The following is a 20683-nucleotide window of genomic DNA, read 5'->3' as shown; positions in this document are numbered from 1 at the left end:
ATGTCTGCTGCCAAATCCACTGCATTCGATCTCAAACGCAGCCTGATTGACGCGATTCTCGCCGGGCTGATTTCCTTGATTGTCTTCGGCCCCATCGTTGGTGTGGTGCTCGATGGCTACAGCTTCAACATGCAACCGACCCGCGTGGCCTGGCTGGTGGCCGGGGTGATGGTCGGGCGTTTCCTCCTCAGCCTGTTCCTGCAGACCCCCAAGGGCCAGGCGATCCTGCAGGGTTTCGAGGGTAGCGGCTCCGGTGTGCACGTGTTGGCGCCGGACTACAAATCGCGGCTGCGCTGGATCATTCCGGCGCTGATCGTGATCGCCATCGTCTTCCCGTTCTTTGCCAACAAGTACCTGCTGACGGTAGTCATCCTCGGCCTGATCTATGTGCTGCTCGGGCTTGGCCTGAACATCGTGGTGGGCCTGGCCGGCCTGCTCGATCTCGGCTACGTGGCCTTCTATGCCATCGGTGCTTACGGCCTGGCGCTGGGCTACCAGTACCTGGGCCTGGGCTTCTGGACCGTGTTGCCGCTGGCCGCGCTTGCCGCTGCGTTGGCCGGGTGCATATTGGGCTTCCCGGTCCTGCGCATGCACGGTGACTACCTGGCGATCGTGACCTTGGGCTTCGGTGAAATCATTCGGCTGATACTCAACAACTGGCTGTCGTTCACCGGCGGTCCGAACGGTATGCCGGTGCCATCGCCGACCTTCATGGGCCTGGAGTTCGGGCGTCGGGCCAAGGACGGCGGCGTGCCGTTCCACGAGTTCTTCGGCATCGACTACAACCCCAACCTGAAATTCCTGTTCATCTACATCGTGCTGTTCCTCGTGGTGCTGGCGGTGCTGTACATCAAGCACCGGCTGACCCGTATGCCGGTCGGTCGCGCCTGGGAAGCGCTGCGTGAAGACGAGATCGCCTGCCGCTCCATGGGCCTGAACCACGTGCTGGTCAAACTCTCGGCGTTCACCATTGGTGCTTCTACCGCAGGCTTGGCCGGGGTGTTCTTCGCCAGCTACCAGGGCTTTGTGAACCCGTCCTCGTTCACCTTCTTCGAGTCGGCGCTGATCCTCGCCATCGTGGTCCTCGGTGGCATGGGCTCGACCGTCGGTGTGGTGATCGCCGCGTTCGTCCTGACCGTGGCCCCGGAGCTGCTGCGCAGCTTCTCCGAGTACCGGGTACTGCTGTTCGGTGTACTCATGGTGTTGATGATGATCTGGCGACCGCGCGGGCTGATTCGCATCAGCCGTACCGGTGTAGTGCCACGTAAAGGAGTAGCGCCATGAGCGATGACGTGATTCTCTCGGTCGACAACCTGATGATGCAGTTTGGCGGGATCAAGGCGCTCAGCGATGTCAGCCTCAAGGTCAAACGCAACTCCATCTTCGCCCTGATCGGCCCCAACGGCGCGGGCAAGACCACGGTGTTCAACTGCTTGACCGGCTTTTACAAAGCCAGTGGCGGCAGGATCGAACTGAACATGCGCGGTACCCGCACCAACGTGATCCAGTTGCTGGGCGAGCGCTTCAAACTCGGCGATTTCGTCTCGCCCAAGCGCTTCATCAGCCGCCTGCACTACAAGATGTTCGGCGGTACCCACCTGGTCAACCGCGCAGGCCTGGCGCGGACCTTCCAGAACATTCGCCTGTTCCGGGAAATGTCGGTGGTGGAGAACCTGCTGGTGGCCCAGCACATGTGGGTCAACCGCAACCTGCTGTCGGGTGTGCTCAACACCAAGGCGTACCGCAAGGCTGAAAGCGATGCCCTGGACCATGCCTTCTACTGGCTGGAAGTGGTCGACCTGGTCGACTGCGCCAACCGTCTGGCTGGCGAGTTGTCCTACGGTCAGCAACGCCGCCTGGAGATTGCCCGGGCCATGTGCACCCGGCCACAGATCATCTGCCTGGATGAACCGGCGGCAGGCCTCAACCCGCAGGAAACCGAAGCGCTGAGCAAGATGATCCGCGTGCTGCGTGACGAGCACGACATCACCGTGGTGCTGATCGAGCACGACATGGGCATGGTCATGAGCATCTCCGACCATATTGTGGTCCTGGACCACGGCAACGTGATCGCCGAAGGCGCACCGCAGGAGATCCGTCATAACCCGACGGTGATTGCGGCTTATCTGGGCGCCGATGAAGAGGAACTGGTATGAGTTCAGCGATCCTCGAAATGAAAGAGATCGATGTGTTCTACGGGCCGATCCAGGCCCTGAAAAAAGTCTCGCTGCACATCAATGAAGGCGAAACGGTGAGCCTGATCGGCTCCAACGGTGCCGGCAAATCGACCCTACTGATGTCGATCTTCGGCCAACCGCGGGCGGCGAGCGGGCAGATTGTCTATCGCGGGACCGACATCACCCACAAGTCCTCGCACTACATTGCCTCCAACGGTATCGCCCAGTCGCCGGAGGGGCGCCGGGTGTTCCCGGACATGTCGGTGGAAGAGAACCTGATGATGGGCACCATCCCCATCGGCGACAAATTCGCCAACGAAGACATGCAGCGCATGTTCGAGCTGTTTCCGCGGCTCAAGGAGCGGCGTAATCAGCGCGCCATGACCATGTCCGGTGGCGAGCAGCAAATGCTCGCCATCGCCCGCGCGTTGATGAGCCGGCCCAAGCTGTTGCTGCTCGACGAACCGTCGCTGGGGCTGGCGCCGATTGTGGTCAAGCAGATCTTTGCCACCCTGCGCGAACTGGCGCAGACCGGCATGACCATCTTCCTCGTGGAGCAGAACGCCAACCATGCGCTCAAGCTCTCGGATCGCGCCTATGTAATGGTCAACGGCCAGATCCGCATGACCGGCAGCGGGCAGGAGCTGCTGGTCAACGAGGAGGTGCGCAACGCTTATCTGGGCGGGCACTGATTCGACCTGGCAAAAAGGCCCTGCATTGCAGGGCCTTTTTTTTGTCCACAGCTTTGTGGAAAACCTTACGAGGACTTTCTCTGGGGCGCGACACAAAGTCGCTACAAGCGGATGTTTTTACGGGTATTCGAGTTGTCCACCATTGGTGTGGAGGCGGCTGTGGGTAACTTGGTGGCACTTTGCTGAACGCCTTTGATTACAAGGCTTTCAGTCATGTGGTTGTTTTTTGATCAAGTGTTCAATAAAGATTTTCAGCGTCCGTTGTCAAGTCCTTTGTCGTCGGTGCAACCGACCTGGAAATACGCGCTATAGCCTGTAGATAAGTCTGTGGGCAAGCGTTGGAAAGAACGCTGCAAGCGCCGTCCTCACAGGCCTTGGGCCATCATGGGAATTACGACCACCTCAAGTCGTAGCGCACTGAGGTCAAACTGCACGCCTGTGGTCAAGGAAAATACTTGCAAAACCAGGCGCCAAGCCGCTTCTGCTGGGCCCGGAGTTGCCCCCAGAGTTTGTGCAAGAGCCTGTGGATAAGGTGAGCAAAGCTTGCTCCAGGCCATATGGATCAAGGTGTTGGCGCGTTTGGTTGTTTTTTGTACAGTGGATCTGTGCTTGCTGGCGCGGGGACTGGCGGGCATTCTGCTGATCCGAGATCTCGACCTTGCAAGGAGTAACCGATGACTTCCACCGTATTCATCACTGGCGCGACCTCCGGCTTCGGCGAAGCCTGTGCCCGTCGATTTGCCGAAGCAGGCTGGTCGCTGGTGCTGACCGGTCGCCGTCAGGAGCGCCTGGACGCGCTATGTGCAGAGCTGTCGAAGCAAACCGAAGTACACGGCCTGGTGGTGGACGTGCGTGATCGCAAAGCCATGGAAGCAGCGATAGCCAACCTGCCGCCGTCGTTCGCCAAGCTGCGCGGGCTTATCAACAACGCAGGCCTGGCCCTGGGCGCCGACCCGGCGCCCAAGTGCGACCTGGATGACTGGGAAACCATGGTCGACACCAACATCAAGGGCCTGATGTACAGCACCCGCCTGTTGCTGCCACGACTGATCGCCCATGGTCGTGGTGCGACCATTCTCAACGTCGGTTCGGTGGCGGGTAACTATCCGTATCCGGGCAGCCATGTGTATGGCGGCACCAAGGCCTTTGTCGGCCAGTTCTCCTTGAGTCTGCGCTGCGACCTGCAAGGTACTGGTGTGCGCGTCAGCAACATCGAGCCCGGCTTGTGTGAAAGCGAGTTTTCGCTGGTGCGCTTTGGTGGTGACCAGGCACGTTATGACGCGACCTATGCAGGCGCCGAGGCAATCCAGCCGCAGGACATTGCCGAGACCATCTTCTGGATCATGAACCAGCCGGCGCATATCAATATCAACAGCCTCGAGCTGATGCCGGTGAGCCAGGCGTGGGCCGGGTTTTCGATAGATCGTTCCGGCAAGGCTTGAGTGTCCAATCGCGGGACAAGCCCGCTCCCACCGGGCCTTACTCTGTGGGAGCGGGCTTGCCCCGCGATTGCTTCAGCAAGCCTTCCAGACAGGTCGCCAGATGATAAGGCGTGGTCGATGGCATATCGCTGCGACTGACTGCGCCACTGGCGTCACGGCACTCGTACCAGCCACCGGCATGCAGGAAACGCTGCTGCAGCGCCTGTAGCTGGGTGAGCACCTTGGCGGCGGTGTCCGGGCGCAAAGCCAGGGCGCGCAAGTACTCGGCCTGGGCCCAGATGCGCTGGGTGGCATCGCGGACTTCACCGTCGGCACCGAGCATGGCCAACACCGCAGTGTCTTTCACCCCGTATTGCTCGGCATAGGCGAACGCCCGGTCGAGGGACGCGTGCAACTCGCTGCCGTGCAGCAGCGCTGAAGACTCCAGCAGGAAGAACCACTCGAACTGGTGGCCCGGTTCGAACCAGTTATCCACAGCGCCGCGCGGTTTCTCCAGCATCACCCCGTGATCGGAATCGATGAAGTGCTCCTGCATGGCTTTGGCCAAGGTCTGCAGGGCATTTTGTACGGCTTCGTCCTCGCGCACCGAGAGGGTCGCAAGGAACGCTTCAGCCAAGTGCATCAGCGGATTCTGCAACGGGCCGCTGCCAAGGTCCGACCAGTCTTCATCGAGGCTGGCTTCATACAAACCATCGTCCCGGGCAAATCGTTCGGCAACCACACTCAGTGCTGCATTGAGGGTGGACTCGACCAGCTGCTCGCGAACTTGCCCCCAGTAGTGGGCGCAGGCAAAGATGATGAAGGCGTGGGTGTAGAGGTCCTTGCGCCGATCCAGCGGTTTGCCCTGGGCATCGATGCTGTAGAACCAGCCACCATGCTCGGCATCGTGGAAGTGCCGTTGCAGCGAACGAAATAGCGCCGCTGCGCGTTCACGGGCGCCGGGTTGCTCGATACGGCTGCTGAACAGGTACAGCTGACGGGCGCAGGCCATGGCCCGGTAGCGTTGCACCGGCAGCGGCTGCTGCTGTGCATCCAGCGCTTCGTAAGGCAGGGCCATTTCTGCATTCCAGCCTGGCCCTTGCCAGAGTGGCACGATGCGCTGGGTAAAGTGCGTCTGCACCTGTTCGAGCAGGGCGGGCAGTTCAGGCTGGGCAGTACGAAGGTCGGGCATGGAGAAGAATCGTCGCGATCGGTGCGTTTGCGCGCATGGTAGCAGGAAACGGCGCTATTACAGGCTACTGAGCCCCTGCCAATGCTTGGCGCCGACGAAGATGAAGCGCAATTGCTGGGTGATCTTGTCCTGGGCGCTCAGCGTTTGTCCGGCGTCGTCAGCCGGCTCGTCGATCAGTTCCGGCAGGGTGGCGAACACGGTTTTCACCACCAGGTCGGCGATCACCGCGAGGGCGGCGTTATCCAGGTGCTGCCAGCGCGGCATGCGCTCAAGGTCGGTGGCAAGGTCTGAGCTGATGCCCTGGCGCAAGGTCGCAATGGCCTGACGCACCGGTTGCGAGCCACCGTATTGCTCACGCGCGAGAAACAGGAACTGCGGGCGATTGGCTGTGACTACGTCGAGGAAGATACGCACCGAGGCGTCGGTAATGCCGCCGAGTTCGAGTTCATTGTGACGGACCAGGCGAATGGTCTGACGAAAGGTTTCGCCGACTTCATTGACCAGCGCCAGGCCGAGCTGGTCCATATCGGAAAAATGCCGGTAGAACCCGGTGGGTACGATCCCCGCGCATTTGCTGACTTCACGCAGGCTGATGCTGCCGAAGCCTCGGCCACTTTCCATCAGGTGGCGGGCGGCATCCAGCAGGGCTTGGCGGGTCTGTTGCTTTTGTTCGGCGCGCGGCAGCATGGCGAGTATCGGTCGGCAGTGAAACAGCCCTGCACTCTAATAGCCTACGCCAGGAAAAACAAAGCCCGGTCAATTGACCGGGCTTGGAGGGGAACCGTTGCAAGGCTGGGATCTCTTATTGTCTGGCATAGGCTTCAGCTCACGCGTTGGTTCTTTTCGATCAGGCGGTCAGAACCACCTTCGGCAACCTGATAACGCTCTTTCAGACGATCCGAGCCACCTTCGGCTACGCGATTGTTACGCTCCAGCAGACGATCAGATCCGCCTTCGGCTACACGATTGTTGCGCTCCAGCAGACGATCAGCGCCGCCTTCGGCTACGCGGTTGCTGCGTTCCAGCAGACGATCCGAGCCACCTTCGGCCAGGGTGTTCAGCGGTTGCGAGATCACGGTGGAGCTGGAACGGGACTCGGCGGTCAGGCGTTGTTCGCTGGCCGGAATGGCGAAAGCGTTGGCGGCCAGGATGGACAGGGACAGACTCAGCAGCAATTGGCGTTTCATGGTTCGGTGCTCCTTGGAGGGGCTGGAAAGTGGGTACGGAGCCAATGCTACGCTCGGGGGCGCCAGATAAAAGTTCATAAAGATAATGGTGACAATCGATGGAATTGATGCTTTGGCGCGATGGCTCTAGACCGATGCTTTCAGAGCGCTCCAAGGCCGTGTTCGGGCGTGATTGCGGGGTTCTGACCCTGCGCGTAGTGATGGGAAACGAGGAAAAAACGCCGGAATTCTCATCATCAGTTAAACCCCTCGGCGTTTCATCAGTCCGATAACCAAGTGCCATCAATTCGCCCATTTGTGCCTTGTGGGCGTCAGGAGAATCATGCAATGACGCGTCCCGCCAGAATCCTCACCTGGACCCTCGCCAGCCTGCTGCTGATCGTGACCTTGCTGGTAATCGTCATCGCGACGTTCGATTGGAACCGGGTCAAGCCGACCCTCAATGCCAAGGTCTCCGAAGCGCTGCAGCGACCTTTCGCCATCAACGGCAATCTTGCGGTGGTTTGGCAGCGCGAGCCGGAGCAGGGTGGTTGGCGGGCCTGGGTTCCCTGGCCGCGCTTCATCGCCGAGGACCTGACCCTGGGCAACCCGGACTGGCTCAAGGAGCCACAGATGGCTGCTCTCAAGCGTGTCGAATTTCGCCTGGCGCCGTTGCCGCTGCTGTTCCAGCAAATCGTCATTCCGCGCATTGATCTCAACCAGCCCAGCGCCACGCTCAAACGTCTGGCCGATGGCCGGGCCAACTGGACGTTTGATTTCGGCCCCCAGGATAAACAGGCCGAACCGTCGAAATGGGTGCTGGACATCGGTGCCATCGGTTTCGACAAAGGCCAGGTCAGCCTTGACGACCAGACGTTGAAAACCACACTGGATGTGGTCATTGATCCATTGGGCAAGCCGATTCCGTTCGCCGAGATTGCCGGCAAGGCCACGGCGCAGAAAGCCGGTACCGCCCAGGACTACGCCTTCGGCCTCAAGGTCAAAGGACGCTACAAGGGCCAGCCACTCGCAGGCGACGGCAAGATCGGCGGACTGCTGGCGCTGCAGGATGCCAGCCAGCCGTTTCCGCTGCAGGCCGACATGCAGATTGCCGATACCCGCATCGCCTTGGCCGGCACCCTGACCGACCCGCGCAACCTGGGCGCCCTCGACCTGCGCCTGCGCCTGTCGGGTGCGAGCCTGGGTAATCTGTATCCGTTGACCGGGGTGACCCTGCCGGACTCACCGGCGTACTCCACCGACGGTCACCTGGTGGCCAAGCTGCATGAACCCGGTGGCGCACTGTTTCGCTACGAAGGCTTCAACGGCAAGATCGGCGACAGTGATATCCATGGCGATCTGACCTTCGTCTCCAGCCAGCCGCGGCCCAAGCTCAGTGGCAAGCTGGTGTCCAATCAGTTGCTGTTCAAAGACCTCGCGCCGTTGATCGGTGCCGACTCCAACGCCGCACAGAAAGCCCGTGGCGGCGCCAGCAAGCAACCGGCAGGCAAGGTCCTGCCGGTCGAGGAGTTTCGCACCGAACGCTGGCGGAGCATGGACGCCGACGTGACCTTCAGTGGCAAGCGCATCGTGCACAGTCAGGAGCTACCGTTCAACGATCTCTCCAGTCACTTAGTTCTCGATGATGGCGTGCTGCGCCTGGAACCGCTGCGTTTTGGCGTGGCAGGCGGCACCCTCGATGCACAGATTCGCCTGGATGGCCGCACCGCGCCGTTGCAAGGCCGCGCCCAACTCAGCGCGCGGGGCTTCAAGCTCAAGCAGTTGTTCCCGACCTTCGAACCGATGAAAACCAGCTTTGGCCAGCTCAATGGCGACGCCGACCTCAGCGGCCGGGGCAATTCGGTGGCGGCGTTGCTGGCCACTGCCAATGGCGACCTGAAGATGCTGATCAACGATGGCGCCATCAGCCGTGGCCTGATGGAAATTGCCGGGTTGAACGTGGGCAATTATGTTGTGGGCCAGCTGTTCGGTGACAAGGAAGTGAAGATCAACTGCGCCGCTGCCGATTTCGGTATCAAGGAGGGTCTGGCGACTACCCGCTTGTTCGTCTTCGACACCGAGAACGCGATCATCTACATCAATGGCACCGCCAACTTCGCCAGCGAGCAGTTGGACCTGAAGATCAATCCCGAGTCCAAGGGCGTGCGCCTGCTTTCGTTGCGTTCGCCGCTGTATGTGCGTGGGCCGTTTGCCAAGCCCAGTGCGGGCGTGCAGGCGGTGCCGCTGGCCTTGCGCGGTGCGGGTATGGTCGCGCTGGGGGTGGTGATCGGTCCTGCGGCGGGGCTGCTGGCGCTGGTGGCGCCTGGCGGTGATGTGCCGAATCAATGCACGCCGTTACTTGAACAGATGAAGGCCGGCAAGGCGCCGCGGACGGTGAAGGCGGGCTAAACCTTTGCCACCTGGTTAACTGTGGGAGCTGGCCTTGCCAGCGATGCAGACGTCGCGCAACACCTGACAGTGCATCGATGTCATCGCCGGCAAGGCCGGCTCCCACAGGTCACACTCAAAGCCCTTTGAGCAGATCCGCCATATCGTCGGCGTGCTCTTCTTCCTGAGCCAGGATGTCTTCGAAAATACGTCGGGTAGTCGGGTCTGCTTCGCCAATGAACTGGATGATCTCGCGGTAGCTGTCGATGGCGATCCGTTCGGCAACCAGGTCTTCGAGGACCATCTCCTTGAGGTTCTTGCCCTCGACGTACTGGGCGTGGGAATGCTTGCTCAGGTGATCCGGGTTCAGGTCCGGCTCGCCGCCCAGCTGCACGATGCGTTCGGCCAGCTTGTCGGCATGTTCCAATTCCTGGGTGGCATGCTCGAGAAACTCCTCGGCGGCGACACTGGCCTTGATCCCGCTGGCCATGTAGTAGTGGCGTTTGTAGCGCAGCGCGCAGACCCACTCGGTGGCCAGCGACTCGTTGAGCAGGCGCAGGATCTTTTCCCGGTCAGCGTTGTAGCCCTCGGTCACGGCGCCTTGCTCGACATGGTGGCGGGCGCGTTCACGCAAGGTCTTCACATCGGTCAGTTCAACAGTGCTCATTGTCATCTCCAGGTTGATCACGGGATGTCGTCATTGGCTGTCTATACGCCGGCTTTGGCCTTCTCGACGGCGTTATCGTCGGTCTGGCGTTGTTCGCAGGTCTTGAAACCCTTGGCATCGACATGGCCGGTGGCGTCGAAGCGCACGTAGTAGGCCTGCTGATGACCGTCGCGGTTGAGGATGTAGTTGTTGCAGATGCCGCCGTGGGGCAGGTCGATGGCCGTGGACGGACGGCCACCGATGGCGATCACCCGCTGCATGGTCATGCCGTCCTGCACCTGTTTGACCAGTGGCTCGTCGCGGTAGGTGACGTAATCAACCGGGTTCTCCGGACGGCTGCCGCAGGCACTCAGGGCCGTGGTGGTCAGGAGAATTGCCAGGGTCTGTCTGTACATGGTCCAGCTCCTTGCTGAGGGTCTACAGGGTTGGAACCGCAGCACGCCCCGGGAGTTCGATTGCGATTGCAGTCGAAGTGCCTGTAGGGTGGGGCGACTGTCCACGGAATGGGGAATGCAGCCATGGCCCAAGCGCTTGCTACGCGGTATCCACTGGTACTGGTGCCGGGCATGCTCGGTTTCGTCCGCCTGCTGCTTTATCCCTACTGGTTTGGCATCGTTTCGGCTTTGCGCCGGGGTGGGGCGAGGGTCTTCGCCATTCAGGTGTCGCCGCTCAATGCCACCGAGGTGCGGGGCGAGCAGTTGCTGCAGATCATCGCCGACATCCGCCAACGCACCGGAGCCGACAAGGTCAACCTGCTCGGCCACAGCCAGGGCGCGCTGACCGCGCGTTATGCGGCGGCCAAGCGACCGCAATGGGTGGCCTCGGTGACGTCGATTGCCGGGCCCAATCACGGCTCGGAGCTGGCGGACTATCTGCATGAGCATTACCCCGCTGATTCCGCCCGTGGGCGCTTGCTCAAGGCTTTGCTGCATGGCCTGGGGGTATTGATGGGCTGGCTGGAAACCGGCTGGCGCGGGCCAACGCTGCCGATTGATGTGCACGCTTCGCACCATTCGATGACCCGCGCTGGCGTGGCCTTGTTCAATCAGGCTTATCCACAGGGCCTGCCCAGCACCTGGGGGGGAGAGGGACCGGCCGAGGTCAACGGTGTGCGTTACTACTCCTGGTCCGGCACCTTGCAGCCGGGGCTCACCGACCAGGGCCTGAACCGCCTGGATGGCAGCAATCGTTTCTGTCGCCTGTTTGCCCGGACCTTCGTCGATGAGGCCGGGCACTGCGATGGCATGGTCGGGCGCTACAGCTCGCACCTGGGCCAGGTGATCGGCGATGACTATCCGCTCGACCACCTGGACATCGTCAATCAGTCACTTGGTGCGGTGGGCAAGGGCGCTGACCCGGTACGGCTGTTCACCGAACATGCGGCGCGGCTCAAGGCTGCGGGGCTGTAACCGCGAGCGGGCGGATCGGGGTTTTCCAGCGTTCGGCCAGAATCACCCCGGCCAGGGTTAGCAGGCCGCCGAACAGGTGATACAACGCCAGTTGCTCATCGAGTACCAGGGCAGCGATCACCGCGGTGATGGCAGGTAACAGGTTGAAGAACAGCGTCGTGCGGCTGGGGCCCAGACGACTGACGGCCTGCATCCAGGCCAGCGGCGCGACCATCGAGGCCAGCACGCAGGCATACAGCACCAGGCCGATGTTGCCCGGGCCAAGGCCGGTCTTCTCGGAGAACAAAAACAGCGGGAACAGCACGATGATCGCCACCAGCACCTGCAGATAGAGCAGCACCAGCGGAGCCAGGCGCAGCTGCCATTTCTTCAGCAAGGTGCTGTACAGCGCGTAGGCCAGGGTGGCGATCAGCATCAGCGCATCACCACCATTGACCCCGTGTTGCAGCAAGGCGCCCAGGTCACCCGCCGACACCACCACAAGCACGCCGACAAAGGACACCACGGCACCGATCAGCGCTCCGAAGGTCAGGCGCTGGCCGAGGCTGATGATCGCCAGAGCCAGCGACATCAATGGCATCAGCGAGAGGATGATGCCCATGTTGGTCGCGCTGGTGATGGCGGCGGCGAAGTAGGCCAGGCTTTGGTACACCGCCATGCCCAGCACGCCGAGGATGAAGATCTTGCCGAGGTTGCGGCGGATCTCGGGCCAGCTGCGCAGCATCGGTCGCAGCAGAAACGGGGTGAACAACAGACCGGCCAGCAGCCAGCGGTAGAAACCGATCTCGGCGGGAAAAATCGCCCCGGCCGACATTTTGGTGACTACCGTGTTGCCGGCCCAGATCAGGATGGCCAGCAAGGGAAACGCATAATTCATGACGCAGGAACTCGTGTAGGTACAGGGCGCCATTATCCACTGTCTGTCTTGCTAGCTATACTTGTATCCGGACAACCTGCCCATCGATCCAGACAGCATGCAGCGCAAATACCTCGACATCCCGCAGTTCGCCGCCTTGCCGGCACCGGTGTACTTCCGTTACGACGAGTTCGGCGCCGATACCCACAGTGCCGCGCACCGTCACACCTGGGGCCAGCTCAACTATGCGGCCCATGGCATCATGCACCTGGAAATCGACGGCCAGCGCTTCGTTTCGCCGCCGCACTATGCGGTCTGGGTGCCGCCGGACACCGAACACAGTTGCTACAACCCCCAGGCCATCGTCTACCGCTCGGTCTATCTGGACCGGGCCCTGTGCCAGGGATTACCGACACAGCCCTGCACGCTGGTGATCAGCGAGATTCTCAAGGCCATCCTCGGCGACTTTGCCCGGCGTGACGTCAAGGTTCCCGAGGATGAAGCCGACCGCCGTCTGGCCCAGGTGCTGGTCGACCAACTGCGCCTGGCGCCGACCCAGACCTGTTTTCTGCCCTATGCCCGCAGCGCCGGTCTGGATGGCGTATTGCAGGCCTTGCACGCTGAGCCCGGAGACAACCGACCGTTGGCCGAATGGGCGGCGAGCGTGCATGTCAGCGAGCGCACGCTGGCCCGGCAGTTCTTGCGTGAATTGGGCATCAGCTTTGGCGAATGGCGACTGCGTCTGCGCTTTCTGCGCGCCATTGATGCGCTGGAGCAGAACCTGCCGATCCAGCAGATTGCCTTCGACCTCGGCTACAGCAGCGCCTCGGCGTTCATCGCCATGTTCCAGCGACAGGCCCATTGCACCCCGGAGCAGTACCGGCGGCAGGCTCGCGCTGGAGGTTTGTAAGAATATTTGTCTACGCTTCGGCCAAGGCTGCGCGTGGTGCGCAGCGACCAGGAGCGGCTGCCTGAAGAAAAAGTAACTTGCGTCAGTCGGCGTAAGTCACCGACTCGAGCCGGTCCAGGCCATGGCCGATGAACAGCGAGAACGGCCGGCCGACGTGGTTGGCCAGCGCCCAGCAGTCACTCTGGAACATTCTGATGCGCTGGTCGGTACCTGAGTAGAGGTCAACGCTATGCTTGCCCAGCGAGCCGATTTCGAAGGCCATCTCGAACGGGCCGTACGGATAGCGCTGCGGCGTCCGTTCGGCTTGCCAGGCCTTGATCTGGCCGTTGCGGATTCGCTCCTTCAGGACCGGGTCCTTGAAATCGAACTGTGCAGGCCCCGTGGCGTAACGCATCTGATCGTACTCGATGTCCACCTGCGCGCGTTCCGACGGGCCCTCCTCGAGCTGCACGATCGACCTGAGCTTGAATGGCCCACGCGAGACTTCGGCCAGCACGTGGCAGGTGACGATGCCCGACACTTCGCTCTTGTTCGCGGCGGCCAGTATGCGCTCCAGGTTGTTCGCGGTGTAAAACGCTTCGATACGGGTGCCAAGCTTGATCTCGAGGGTGACCGGACCCTTGATCTTTTCGAGCGCCTCGCGCCAGGCCCGGTGCCGCGGTTCCAGTGACTGCGGTTCAAGGGTGACGTCCACTTCCCAGGACGTGGCGGCACGGGCCCGGGGGATTTCGTCGAACAACTCGCGCAGGGCCTGACGCTTATCGGCATCGAGCGAGCGCGAGACGCTGATGAGCAGGTCCTGGCGGTGATCGTTATCAAGTTTGACCTCGATGTCCTTCGGGTCGATACCCAGTTTCAGGATGGCCTGGTACAGATCATCGCCGTTCTGCTGTTTGAGGGTGCCATAGTAGGCGCTGGCCGGCTCCGCGAAATGCAGGGTGGCGAAATCTTCCGAACAGCCGCCAAGCAGCAACAGGGGAAGCAGGATAAGCAGTTTGCGCATGGTTTTGAACGCTGTGCCTTGAAGGTGGGAAGGCACAGAGGGAATCCTGTTTCGCCTGCTTGCGAATGCGCCAGCGCGGCGCCGCCATTCCATGGGGGGCGGCAATTATAGAAACATCAGGGCGGCATTACCAGCCGCAACGCCGCTGCGTGCCACTATGCCTGCCGGGCGAAGGCTGGCAGACTGCGTTTTTTCCCGCAGTTGCCCTTGAGGTTGTATGACCTTTACCCCGCGCCAGATCAAAATGGCCAGTTGGATCATCGTCTTCGCCGGCCTGTTGCTGGTGTTGCCGCTCAAGCTGTTGCCGAGCCTGCTGGCCGGCCTGCTGGTGTTCGAACTGGTCAACATGCTTACCCCCAAGCTGCAGCACCTGATCGCTGGCGAGCGTGCGCGCTGGCTGGCGGTGGCCTTGCTTGGCACCCTGGTGGTCAGCACCCTGACCTTGTTGTTTGCCGGTGCGATCAGTTTTCTGCTGCACGAAGCCGAGAATCCCGGCGCTTCGCTGGACAAGTTCATGCTCCTGGTGGACCAGGCCCGCGGGCAATTGCCGCCCTTTGTCGATGCCTACCTGCCAGCCAGTGCCGCAGAGTTCAAGGTCGCCATCGGTGAGTGGCTCAAGACCCATCTGGGCGAGCTGCAACTGGTCGGCAAGGGCGCGGCGCACATGTTCGTCACCCTGCTGATCGGGATGATCCTCGGCGCCATTGTCGCCTTGCAGCGCATCCCGGACATTTCCCGACGCAAGCCATTGGCGGCAGCGCTGTTCAATCGTCTGGCGCTGCTGGTCCAGGCGTTTCGCAACATCGTCTTTGCGCAGATCAAGATTTCCCTGCTCAACACCTTTTTCACCGGGATCTTCCTGGCCGTGGTGTTGCCGATGTTCGGCGTGCACCTGCCGTTGACCAAGACCCTGATCGTGCTGACGTTCCTGTTGGGGCTGCTGCCGGTGATCGGCAATTTGATGTCCAACACCCTGATCACCATCGTCGGCCTGTCGCTGTCGATCTGGGTGGCCATGGCGGCGCTGGGCTATCTGATTGTCATCCACAAGGTCGAGTACTTCCTCAACGCGCGGATTGTCGGCGGGCAGATCAGCGCCAAGTCCTGGGAACTGTTGCTGGCGATGCTGGTGTGCGAGGCGGCGTTTGGCTTGCCGGGGGTGGTGGCGGGGCCGATCTATTATGCCTACCTGAAGAGCGAATTGAGGCAGGCTGAGCTGGTGTGAAGCCTGATCGCGGGGCAAGCCCGCTCCCACCGGATTTTCACTCTCCCTGTGGGAGCGGGCTTGCCCCGCGATCGTTTCTCAACCGTAACGCTTGCGCGCTTCGATCGCCAAACCGCTACCGATACTGCCAAAGATATTGCCTTCAACATGTCGCGCATTCGGCAGCATGGCCGCCACGCTCTGGCGCAGCGCAGGAATACCGCTGGAACCACCGGTGAAAAACACCGTATCCACCTGAGCCACACCGACACCGGCCTTGTTCAGCAGCTCGCTGACACTGCCACGCACGCGCTCGAGCAGGTTATCGATCGACTCTTCGAACAGCGCCCGGGTCAATTCGACGTTCAGCCCTGACTCAACCCGCTTGAGGTCAACCAGGCGACGCTCGTTGTGGGTCAGTTCGATCTTGGTTTCTTCCACTTCCATCGCCAGCCAGTGCCCGGCGCGCTGCTCGATCAGCTTGAACAGACGGTCGATGCCGTCGGTGTCTTCGATGTCGTAGCGCATGCTGCCCAGGGCCAGCTGGGATTTTTGCGAGTACACCGAGTTGATCGTGTGCCAGGTGGCCAGGTTCATGTGGTGACTGGTCGGCATGAAGGCGCCGCTTTTCATCCGGCTGCCATAGCCGAACAGCGGCATCACGCCCTGCAGGCTCAACTGCTTGTCGAAGTCGGTACCGCCGATGTGCACACCGCCGGTGGCGAGGATGTCGCTGTGGCGATCATCGAGCATGTGCCGTTCAGGGGCCAGGCGCACCAGGGAGAAGTCCGAGGTACCACCGCCGATGTCGACGATCAGCACCAGTTCTTCGCCCTGGATGTTCGACTCGTAGTCGAAGGCTGCGGCAATCGGCTCGTACTGGAAGGAGACTTCCTTGAAACCGATCTTTTTCGCCACTTCCGCCAGGGTGTCTTCGGCTTCCTGGTCGGCGGCCTGGTCGTCATCGACGAAATGCACCGGGCGACCCAGCACCACTTCATCGAAGGCCCTGCCGGCATTGGCCTCGGCGCGTTGCTTCAGTTCGCCGATGAACATGCCCAGCAGGTCCTTGAACGGCAGCGCGGTGCCGAGCACGCTGGTGTCGTGCTTGATCAGCTTGGAACCCAGCAGGCTCTTGAGCGAGCGCATCAGCCGGCCTTCGTAACCTTCGAGGTATTCGTGCAGGGCCAGCCGGCCGTAGACCGGGCGGCGCTCCTCGATGTTGAAGAACACCACCGACGGCAGGGTGATCTTGCCGTCTTCCAGGGCGATCAACGACTCCACGCCCGGGCGATGCCAGCCGACGGTGGAGTTGGAGGTGCCAAAGTCGATGCCGCAGGCACGGGCCGGGGATGCGTCACTCATGGGTTGTACTTCCGGGGGAAAAACGGCCGCGCAGTTTATGCCAGTGGCCAGCAGAATCAAGACCGATTATCTGCTTTACAGCAAACCCAAGGGCACCTTGAAAGGCTATGCTTGACCCCAATCTTCAGAAGCATTGAACAACTTGATGGTGATTCCTTAGATGGACTTCAAAGACTACTACAAGATATTGGGCGTAGAGCCGACGGCGGACGACAAGGCGATCAAGACCGCCTACCGCAAGCTTGCGCGCAAGTATCACCCCGACGTCAGCAAAGAGCGCGACGCCGAGGAGAAATTCAAAGAGGTGAACGAGGCCCACGACGTCCTGAGCAGCCCGGAAAAGCGCGCCGAATACGACGAACTGCGCAAGTATGGCCAGCACGGCCGGCCTTTCCAGGGCCCGCCAGGCTGGGAAAGCCGCAGTTCCGGCGGTTTCGAGGGCGGCGATTTCTCCGACTTCTTCAGCTCGATCTTCGGTGCGCGTGGTGGCAACGGCAATCCTTTTGGCCGCGGCCAGCAACGCAGTGCCGGTCGGCGAGGGCAGGACGTGGAAATGGAACTGGCGATTTTCCTTGAGGAAACCCTGTCTGCCGAGTCGAAGCAGATCAGCTTCCAGGTGCCGCAACACAATGCCGCGGGTCAACGCACCGGCTTCACCACCAAAACCCTGAACGTGAAGATTCCGGCCGGGGTCAGCGATGGCGAGAAGATCCGCCTCAAGGGCCAGGGCGCGCCGGGTATCGGCGGTGGCGCCAACGGCGACCTGTTCCTGACCATTCGCATGGCACCGCATCCGCTGTTCGATGTCGAAGGTCATGACCTGATCATCACCGTGCCGCTGGCGCCCTGGGAAGCGGCGCTGGGTACCAAAGTGGCAGTGCCGACCCTGACTGGCAAGATCAACCTGACCATCCGTCCGGACAGCCAGAGCGGCCAGCGTCTGCGGGTCAAGGGCATGGGCCTGGCCAACAAGCAGGGCCAGCGCGGTGATCTTTACGCGCAGCTGAAGGTGGTGATGCCCAGCCAGAGCGACGATGCCACCCGCGAGTTGTGGAGCAAGCTGGCGCAGAAGGCAGCGTTCAATCCGAGGACACAATGGAGTAGCTGATCATGAGCAGTACCCTGGTCGTTCAACTGGACATGCAGACCCTTTGCCGGGAAGCCGATCTTCCGGCGGCCTACGTGATCGAAATCGTCGAACACGGCATTGTCGAACCTTCCGGGCGAACGCCGGAGGAGTGGCTGTTTGATGATCAGGCTGCGGTGTTGGCCAAACGTGCAGCCAAGTTGCAGCGCGAGCTTGAGCTGGAGTGGGAGGGGGTAGCACTGGCCCTGGAGTTGCTGGAGGAGGTTCAGCAGCTGCGTAGTGAGAACAGCATGCTCAGGCAACGCCTGGGCAGGTTTTTGCAGGGTTGAGCCATGGCGAGCGCTTCGCGCTCGATCGCTGGCAAGGCCAGCTCCCACAGGGCAGGCACCATCCTTGTGGGAGCCGGCCTTGCCGGCGATTGGCCCCCAAGCCTTACAGCAATTTGTAGTACAGCGCCGTCGCTCGATAGGTGCCATCAGGCCCACAGGCGTACTCAGGAATTTCCCCCGCCTTGATATACCCCAACGACTGATAAAACGCCTCCGCCCCCGACCCCGCTTCGGTATCCAGATACAACGTGCAACGCTGTTTCTGCCGCGCCGCCGCTTCCAGCGCCTGCATCAGCTGCAACCCCAGGCCCCGGCGCCGCGCCGCACTGTGCACCAGCAACTTCTGCACTTCGGCGCGCTTCAGGCCATTGAGCTTCTGGCACAACCCCAATTGCACACTGCCCAGCACCTCCTTGTCCTTGCCGACCACCCACAGCAGCAGCTCGCCGCTAACCAGACGCTGTTTCACTTCGTCGAGGTAAGTGTTGGCCTGCCGACCATCGATCTCCGCCAGAAAGCCCACCGAGGCACCGTGCGCCACGGCATCCAGCAACAGCGCCAGCAGGCCGTCGCGGTAGTAGGCAAAGCCTTCAGCGGTGACACGATTGAGTTGCGCTGCATTCATAAAACTTCACTCCGCTGAGCGTGGGGGCGCGCCGGGGTTGAGGATCAGTTGCATAAACGTCAGGTCGAGCCAGCGACCGAACTTCACCCCCACCTGGGGCATCTGCCCATTGAGGGTGAAACCCAGGCGCTCGTGCAAACGGATCGAGGCGGCATTGCCGCTTTCGATGGCAGCGACCAAGACATGCTTGTCACAGGCGCGTGCGCGCTCGATCAGGGCTGCCATCAGTTTCGGGCCCAGACCGTTGCCGCGCTGGTCGCTGCGGATGTACACCGAGTGCTCGACGGTATGGCGAAAGCCTTCGAAGGGCCGCCAGTCACCAAACGAAGCATAGCCAAGCACCTCGTCACTTGCGGTCGCATCCACAACCACCAGGATCGGGTAGCGTTGGGCCTGGCGGGCGTCGAACCAGGCCTGGCGATTGGCTAGATCAACGGGTTGTTCATTCCAGATCGCCGTGGTGTTGAGCACGGCGTCGTTGTAGATGTCGCGAATGCCCGGCAAATCGGCAGTTACGGCATCACGAATCAGGTAAGTCATGGCAGCTTCTCGAACGTCTACGAAGTGTTGTCAGGTTAAATGGTTACCAGCCCGCGCACACCTTCGGCTTCCATGTTTTCACCGCGCCCGGCCTGGACGATTTCGCCTCGCGACATCACCAGGTACTGGTCGGCAAGCTCGGCGGCAAAGTCGTAGAACTGCTCGACCAGCAGAATCGCCATGTCGCCGCGGGCAGCCAGTTTGCTGATCACCCCACCGATTTCTTTGATCACCGAAGGCTGGATGCCTTCAGTCGGCTCGTCGAGGATCAGCAGGCGTGGTTGGCTGGCCAGGGCGCGGCCGATTGCCAGTTGCTGTTGCTGGCCGCCGGAAAGGTCACCGCCGCGGCGGTGTTTCATTTGCAGCAGCACCGGGAAGAGTTCGTAGATGAACGGCGGGACGCTGCTGGCCTGGCTGGCGCTGAAGCGCGACAGGCCCATCAGCAGGTTTTCTTCAACGCTCAGGCGCGGGAAGATCTCCCGGCCCTGGGGCACGTAGGCGATACCGGCCTGTACCCGTTGGTGCGGCTTGAGGGCGGTGATGGCCTGGCCTTCCCAGTGCACACTGCCTTCGCGGGTGGGCAGCAGGCCCATCAGGCAGCGCAGCAGGGTGGTCTTGCCGACACCGTTACGGCCCAGCAGGCAGGTGACTTCGCCAACCTTGGCCTCGAAAGACAGGCCACGCAGGATGTGGCTGCCGCCGTAGTATTGGTGCAGTGAGTCGATTTTCAGCATGGTGTTGTCCTTGGATGCTTTATCGCGGGGCAAGCCCGCTCCCACCGAGCCCCCCTGTGGGAGCGGGCTTGCCCCGCGATGCTTTAAATTACCTACCCAGATAAACTTCAATTACCCGATCATCCGCCTGCACCTGTTCCAGCGAACCCTCGGCCAGCACACTGCCCTGGTGCAGTACCGTGACATGGTCGGCAATGCTGCCAACAAAGCCCATGTCGTGCTCGACCACCATCAGCGAGTGCTTGCCGGCCAGGCTTTTGAACAGTTCGGCGGTGAACTCGGTTTCGGCGTCGGTCATGCCCGCTACCGGCTCGTCGAGCAGCAGTAATTGCGGGTCTTGCATCAGCAGCATGCCGATCTCGAGAAACTGCTTCTGGCCGTGCGACAGCAAACCCGCCGGACGCTGGGCTGAGGTGGTCAGGCGAATGGTCTGCAGCACTTCATCGATACGCTCCCTTTGTTCGCCACTCAAGCGCGCGACCAGGCTGGCCAGCACCGACTTGTCGGCCTTCTGCGCCAGCTCCAGGTTCTCGAACACACTCAAGGCCTCGAACACCGTCGGCTTCTGGAACTTGCGTCCGATGCCGGCCTGGGCGATCTGCACTTCGCTCATGCGCGTCAGGTCCAGGGTGTCGCCGAACCAGGCCTTGCCGCTGGTGGGCCGGGTCTTGCCAGTGATCACATCCATCAGGGTGGTTTTACCCGCGCCGTTGGGGCCGATGATGCAGCGCAGTTCACCCACGCCGATGTACAGGTTCAGGGCGTTGAGGGCCTTGAAACCGTCAAAGCTGACGCTGATGTCTTCCAGGGTCAGGACCGTGCCGTGGCGGGCATCCAGGCCTGCGCCGCGCACCTGGCCAAGGCCGATGGCATCGCGGCCGCTGCCGGCGTCGAGGATCGGTTCGAGCATGAATTCCG

At 61.6% G+C, this 20683-nt stretch carries 22 protein-coding genes; 10 read left to right on the top strand and 12 right to left on the bottom strand.

Features of this window, described 5'->3' with window-relative positions:
* From livM to NPS47_RS16815, 4 genes are all read left to right on the top strand, one after another.
* Nucleotides 1-1284: a high-affinity branched-chain amino acid ABC transporter permease LivM gene (gene livM, locus NPS47_RS16830; protein WP_274295962.1), complete on the top strand. Its 1284-nt coding sequence runs from the start codon at nt 1-3 to the stop codon at nt 1282-1284.
* Nucleotides 1281-2156, top strand: coding sequence for an ABC transporter ATP-binding protein (locus NPS47_RS16825; protein ID WP_274295961.1), 876 nt, complete (start codon nt 1281-1283; stop codon nt 2154-2156). Before livM ends, NPS47_RS16825 begins: the two co-directional genes overlap by 4 nt.
* On the top strand, nt 2153-2869 hold the full coding sequence (locus NPS47_RS16820; RefSeq protein WP_157194409.1) for an ABC transporter ATP-binding protein: 717 nt from the start codon (nt 2153-2155) through the stop codon (nt 2867-2869). Before NPS47_RS16825 ends, NPS47_RS16820 begins: the two co-directional genes overlap by 4 nt.
* 674 nt (nt 2870-3543) lie before the next feature.
* Entirely contained in the window at nt 3544-4311 is a 768-nt protein-coding gene (locus NPS47_RS16815; protein ID WP_038615160.1) for an SDR family oxidoreductase, read from the top strand.
* A gap of 37 nt (nt 4312-4348) precedes the next feature.
* Here the strand turns inward: NPS47_RS16815 and NPS47_RS16810 are convergent, their stop codons facing one another.
* The 3 genes from NPS47_RS16810 to NPS47_RS16800 form a co-directional block, all read right to left on the bottom strand.
* Entirely contained in the window at nt 4349-5482 is a 1134-nt protein-coding gene (locus NPS47_RS16810; RefSeq protein ID WP_274295960.1) for an AGE family epimerase/isomerase, read from the bottom strand.
* A 57-nt stretch (nt 5483-5539) separates the two neighbouring features.
* Nucleotides 5540-6169 carry a TetR family transcriptional regulator gene (locus tag NPS47_RS16805; protein WP_274295959.1) on the bottom strand — a complete coding sequence of 210 codons (630 nt, stop codon included), beginning with the start codon at nt 6167-6169 and terminating at the stop codon, nt 5540-5542.
* 134 nt (nt 6170-6303) lie between these two features.
* Nucleotides 6304-6669, bottom strand: a complete 366-nt coding sequence (locus tag NPS47_RS16800) for a hypothetical protein (protein ID WP_274295958.1) — start codon at nt 6667-6669, stop codon at nt 6304-6306.
* A gap of 327 nt (nt 6670-6996) precedes the next feature.
* Between NPS47_RS16800 and NPS47_RS16795 the strand changes: the two genes are divergently transcribed.
* Entirely contained in the window at nt 6997-9057 is a 2061-nt protein-coding gene (locus NPS47_RS16795) for an AsmA family protein (RefSeq protein ID WP_274295957.1), read from the top strand.
* A 115-nt stretch (nt 9058-9172) separates the two neighbouring features.
* Here the strand turns inward: NPS47_RS16795 and NPS47_RS16790 are convergent, their stop codons facing one another.
* Both NPS47_RS16790 and osmE read right to left on the bottom strand, forming a co-directional pair.
* Nucleotides 9173-9703 carry a ferritin-like domain-containing protein gene (locus tag NPS47_RS16790; RefSeq protein WP_274295956.1) on the bottom strand — a complete coding sequence of 177 codons (531 nt, stop codon included), beginning with the start codon at nt 9701-9703 and terminating at the stop codon, nt 9173-9175.
* Nucleotides 9704-9744: 41 nt separating this feature from the next.
* Nucleotides 9745-10098, bottom strand: coding sequence for an osmotically-inducible lipoprotein OsmE (osmE, locus tag NPS47_RS16785; protein ID WP_274295955.1), 354 nt, complete (start codon nt 10096-10098; stop codon nt 9745-9747).
* Nucleotides 10099-10221: 123 nt separating this feature from the next.
* On the opposite strand from osmE, the gene NPS47_RS16780 reads away from it, so the two are divergent.
* On the top strand, nt 10222-11112 hold the full coding sequence (locus tag NPS47_RS16780) for a lipase family alpha/beta hydrolase (RefSeq protein WP_274295954.1): 891 nt from the start codon (nt 10222-10224) through the stop codon (nt 11110-11112).
* On the opposite strand, the gene NPS47_RS16775 is transcribed toward NPS47_RS16780, so the two are convergent.
* Nucleotides 11093-11989: a DMT family transporter gene (locus tag NPS47_RS16775; RefSeq protein ID WP_274295953.1), complete on the bottom strand. Its 897-nt coding sequence runs from the start codon at nt 11987-11989 to the stop codon at nt 11093-11095. The genes NPS47_RS16780 and NPS47_RS16775 overlap by 20 nt on opposite strands.
* Nucleotides 11990-12086: 97 nt before the next feature.
* Between NPS47_RS16775 and NPS47_RS16770 the strand changes: the two genes are divergently transcribed.
* Nucleotides 12087-12878: an AraC family transcriptional regulator gene (locus NPS47_RS16770; RefSeq protein ID WP_274295952.1), complete on the top strand. Its 792-nt coding sequence runs from the start codon at nt 12087-12089 to the stop codon at nt 12876-12878.
* Nucleotides 12879-12960: 82 nt separating this feature from the next.
* Here the strand turns inward: NPS47_RS16770 and NPS47_RS16765 are convergent, their stop codons facing one another.
* Nucleotides 12961-13881: a hypothetical protein gene (locus NPS47_RS16765; protein ID WP_274295951.1), complete on the bottom strand. Its 921-nt coding sequence runs from the start codon at nt 13879-13881 to the stop codon at nt 12961-12963.
* Nucleotides 13882-14098: 217 nt separating this feature from the next.
* On the opposite strand from NPS47_RS16765, the gene NPS47_RS16760 reads away from it, so the two are divergent.
* Complete coding sequence (locus tag NPS47_RS16760; RefSeq protein ID WP_274295950.1) at nt 14099-15106, top strand: AI-2E family transporter; 1008 nt, start codon at nt 14099-14101, stop codon at nt 15104-15106.
* A gap of 78 nt (nt 15107-15184) precedes the next feature.
* Here the strand turns inward: NPS47_RS16760 and NPS47_RS16755 are convergent, their stop codons facing one another.
* A complete protein-coding gene (locus NPS47_RS16755; protein ID WP_274295949.1) occupies nt 15185-16450 on the bottom strand; it encodes an Hsp70 family protein in 1266 nt (421 codons plus the stop codon).
* A gap of 160 nt (nt 16451-16610) precedes the next feature.
* On the opposite strand from NPS47_RS16755, the gene cbpA reads away from it, so the two are divergent.
* Both cbpA and NPS47_RS16745 read left to right on the top strand, forming a co-directional pair.
* On the top strand, nt 16611-17558 hold the full coding sequence (cbpA, locus tag NPS47_RS16750; protein ID WP_274295948.1) for a curved DNA-binding protein: 948 nt from the start codon (nt 16611-16613) through the stop codon (nt 17556-17558).
* A 2-nt stretch (nt 17559-17560) separates the two neighbouring features.
* Nucleotides 17561-17866, top strand: a complete 306-nt coding sequence (locus tag NPS47_RS16745; RefSeq protein WP_274295947.1) for a chaperone modulator CbpM — start codon at nt 17561-17563, stop codon at nt 17864-17866.
* Nucleotides 17867-17969: 103 nt separating this feature from the next.
* Here NPS47_RS16745 and NPS47_RS16740 read toward each other — a convergent pair whose 3' ends face one another.
* The 4 genes from NPS47_RS16740 to urtD form a co-directional block, all read right to left on the bottom strand.
* Nucleotides 17970-18491 carry a GNAT family N-acetyltransferase gene (locus NPS47_RS16740; protein WP_274295946.1) on the bottom strand — a complete coding sequence of 174 codons (522 nt, stop codon included), beginning with the start codon at nt 18489-18491 and terminating at the stop codon, nt 17970-17972.
* Between the two features lie 6 nt (nt 18492-18497).
* Nucleotides 18498-19031, bottom strand: a complete 534-nt coding sequence (locus NPS47_RS16735) for a GNAT family N-acetyltransferase (RefSeq protein ID WP_274295945.1) — start codon at nt 19029-19031, stop codon at nt 18498-18500.
* A 35-nt stretch (nt 19032-19066) separates the two neighbouring features.
* Nucleotides 19067-19765, bottom strand: coding sequence for an urea ABC transporter ATP-binding subunit UrtE (gene urtE / locus NPS47_RS16730; protein ID WP_274295944.1), 699 nt, complete (start codon nt 19763-19765; stop codon nt 19067-19069).
* Between the two features lie 88 nt (nt 19766-19853).
* Entirely contained in the window at nt 19854-20675 is an 822-nt protein-coding gene (gene urtD / locus NPS47_RS16725) for an urea ABC transporter ATP-binding protein UrtD (protein ID WP_274295994.1), read from the bottom strand.
* Between the last annotated feature and the right edge of the window lie 8 nt (nt 20676-20683).

The organism is Pseudomonas putida (genome assembly GCF_028682475.1).
Lineage (GTDB): Bacteria > Pseudomonadota > Gammaproteobacteria > Pseudomonadales > Pseudomonadaceae > Aquipseudomonas > Aquipseudomonas putida_AG.
The sequence above is the reverse complement of the archived record's forward strand: the minus strand, read 5'-3'. Positions and strand labels throughout refer to the sequence as shown.